The sequence below is a fragment of the Agromyces binzhouensis genome, from assembly GCF_004135055.1.
Classification (GTDB): Bacteria; Actinomycetota; Actinomycetes; order Actinomycetales; family Microbacteriaceae; genus Agromyces; species Agromyces binzhouensis.
Genome location: NZ_SDPL01000362.1, coordinates 1 through 3,284, shown reverse-complemented (window position 1 = coordinate 3,284; position 3,284 = coordinate 1). Strand labels below are relative to the sequence as shown.

General features: G+C 71.4%; 2 protein-coding genes. Both read left to right on the top strand.

The genetic code is table 11. The features are described from left to right. Nucleotides 1-311: 311 nt before the first annotated feature. On the top strand, nucleotides 312-1,601 hold the full coding sequence (locus tag ESO86_RS14135) for an ABC transporter substrate-binding protein (RefSeq protein WP_129235573.1): 1,290 nt from the start codon (nucleotides 312-314) through the stop codon (nucleotides 1,599-1,601). A gap of 94 nt (nucleotides 1,602-1,695) precedes the next feature. Then, on the top strand, nucleotides 1,696-3,284 hold a 1,589-nt coding region (locus ESO86_RS14130), incomplete at its 3' end, for a beta-galactosidase (RefSeq protein WP_165307882.1).

Here is a 3,284-nt window from a genome sequence, read left to right as displayed (position 1 = left end):
CGGGCCAGCACCTCGCGCCTCGCGCCAGCGCACCTCGCGCCTCGCGCCAGCGCACCTCGCGCCTCGGGCCAGCGCTCCTCGCGCCCACGCCCAGCCCGAACACGTCTCGGGAGGAACTTCCGGCGCATGGGCGGCGTGTCGGCCCGTGCGGCGCGGCGTGTCGGGCGGAAATTCCTCCGGAAGGCGGGCGGGGAGGCATCCGCCCTGTTTCGCCGTCACTCGGGTGTTGACGATTGAATCGTTGCACGCTAGTGTGCGGGGAAGCGCTTTCCCAACGGAGCGACCCCCACCCCACAGCACGGAGGACGACGATGTTCACGAGGAAGAACGGCCGGCACTGGCTCGCCGCCGCGGCGATGACGGGGGCTGCGGCCCTCGCCCTGACCGGATGCGCGGGCGGCGGCGACGCCGGCGGCGAGTACGACCCCGACGAGGAGGTGACGCTGAACTTCACGTGGTGGGGCAACGACGACCGTGCCGACCGCTACGGGCAGCTCATCGAGGCCTTCGAGGCCGAGCACCCGAACATCACGATCGACGGCACCTTCACCGACTTCCCCTCGTACTGGGAGAAGCGCAAGACCGAGGCGGCCGGCGGCGGCCTGCCCGACGTGTGGCAGTTCTCCGACTCGTACCTCCGCGAGTACGCCGAGCCGGGCCTGCTGCTCGACCTCGACACGGTCGGCGAGTACATCGACTTCGAGGCCTTCGACGAGGGCCTCCGGCAGACCGGCCAGCTCGACGGCACGCAGTACTCGCTCCCGACCGGGTACAGCTCCTGGGCCGTGTTCCTCAACGACGGCCTGCTCGAAGCGGCCGGCGTCGAGCCCTACGAGGGCGGCACGACGTACGACGAGTACACCGAGTGGATGGCCGAGGTCACCGAGGCCACCGGTGGCGAGGTCTACGGCGGCACCGACATGACCCAGCGCATCCAGACGTTCGAGAACGTGCTCCGCGCCGAGGGCGGCAACCTCTACACCGAGGACGGCGAGCTCGGCTTCACCGAGGACCAGCTCCGCGACTTCTGGAACTCGGGCGCCGAGGCGCGCGACGGCGTCGCGATCCCGCAGCAGCAGCTCGAGGAGATCGCGCCGATCTCGGGCTTCGGTTCGAACCGCACCGCGAGCGAGGCGAGCTGGAGCAACTTCCTCGGCGGCTACCTGGCCGACTCCGGCGCCGAGTCGGTGACCCTCGTGGCACCGCCGCTCGACGTTCCGGGCGGGAAGGACCTGTACCGCCAGGCCGGGCTGCAGGTGGCGATCTCGGCGGACACCGAGCACCCCGAGGCGGCCGCGATGTGGCTCGACTTCGTCGTCAACAGCGAGACCGCCGGCGAGGTCTTCGGCACCACGCTCGGCTTCCCCGCCTCCGAGACGAAGCTCGCGGGCACGACCCTCGAGGGCGTCGACGCGCAGGTCGCCGACTACCTCGAGTCGGTCTCGGACCGCATCGGCGACGCCCCTCCGGTCCCGGTCGTCGGCTACGGCTCGCTCGAGCAGACCTTCTGGGACCTCGGCAAGTCGATCGGCCTCGGCGCGATCTCGGTGGACGAGGCGGTCAGCCAGTTCTTCGGCGAGGCCCAGGTGATCCTGGGCTGACCTGATCCGGCCCCGTGGGCGCCGGCTCCCGCACGGGGGTCGGCGCCCGCGGCATGATCGCCCGGACGAACGCTTCACCACGAGAGGACCACCCGTGCACTACGGCGCCGACTACAACCCCGAGCAGTGGCCTGAGGAGACCTGGCCCGAGGACGTCGCGCGCATGCGCGAGGCCGGCGTCACGATGGTGAGCCTCGGCATCTTCGCGTGGTCGCGCATCCAGCCGCGCGAGGGCGAGTTCGACTTCGACTGGCTCGACCGGGTCATCGACCTGCTCCACGAGGGCGGCATCGCCGTCGACCTCGCGACCGCCACCGCATCCCCACCGCCGTGGGCGACCGCCGCCTACCCGGAGATGCTGCCGCAGGACGAGGACGGCGCGACCTACTGGCCGGGGAGCCGCCAGCAGTTCGCGCCCTCGTCGCCCGTGTACCGGCGGCTCGCCGGTGAGCTCGTCACCGCGATCGCCGAGCGGTACGCGAACCACCCCGCGATCGTCATGTGGCATGTGAACAACGAGTACGGATGCCACCTGAACGCCGACTACTCGGATGCCGCGCGAGACGCGTTCCGCCGCTGGCTCGCCGATCGATACGGCGACATCCGCTCGCTGAACGACGCCTGGGGGACGGACTTCTGGTCGCAGCGCTACCAGTCCTTCGACGAGGTCTTCCCGCCGCGGAAGGCGCCGTACTCGCGCAACCCGGGCCAGGAGCTCGACTTCCGCCGGTTCACGAGCGACATGCTGCTCGAGTGCTACCTCATGGAGCGCGAGATCATCCGCGCCGCGGGCGCGACGCAGCCGATCACGACGAACTTCATGGGCGCGTTCAAGCCGGCGGACTACGCGCACTGGGTGCGGCACCTCGACCTCGTGAGCGACGACTGCTACCCCGACCCGAACGATCCGGAGTCGTTCCGTGCGGCCGCATTCCAGCGCGACCTCGCCCGCTCGTTGAAGCCCGAGGTGCCGTGGATCCTCATGGAGCAGGCGACGAACGCACTGAACTGGCGGCCGACGAACGCGCCCAAGGCGCCCGGGCAGATGGCCGCGCTCAGCGCGCAGGCGATCGGACGCGGCGCCGACGGCGTCCTGTTCTTCCAGTGGCGGCAGTCGAGGGCGGGCTCCGAGAAGTTCCACTCCGCGATGCTCCCGCACGCCGGCACCGAGACCCGCACCTGGCGCGAGGCGGTCGCGCTCGGCGAGGCGCTCGCCGCGCTCCCCGAGCTTCCGGCCGGCACACGGGACTCGCGCGTGGCGCTCGTCTTCGACTGGGAGAACTGGTGGGCCGTCGAGGCATCCGACCACCCGCAGAACGCGCTCGACTACGTCGCCGTGATCCAGCGGTGGTACCGGGCGCTGCACCGCCGCCACGTGCAGGTCGACCTCGTTCCGGCCTCGCGCGTGGGAGACGGGTACGACGTCGCGATCGCGCCGCTGCTCTACCTGGTTCGCGAGACGGATGCCGCCGCACTCACGTCGTTCGTCGAGCGCGGCGGGCACCTGCTCGTCGGGCCGTTCAGCGACGTCGTGGACGAGCTCGACCGGTTCCGCGACGGCGGGTTCGCGACGCAGCTCGGCCCGCTCTGCGGCATCCGCATCGAGGACTTCGGCGCGCTCGTGCCGGTCGACGCCGCACCGGGCGTGCCGGGGGAGCGCACGGCGCCGGTCGCCGGCGACGG

What these genes read in the sequence shown, in the direction of transcription:
- ESO86_RS14135 (WP_129235573.1), top strand. Translation starts at nt 312, where the DNA reads ATGTTCACGAGGAAGAACGGCCGGCACTGGCTCGCCGCCGCGGCGATG.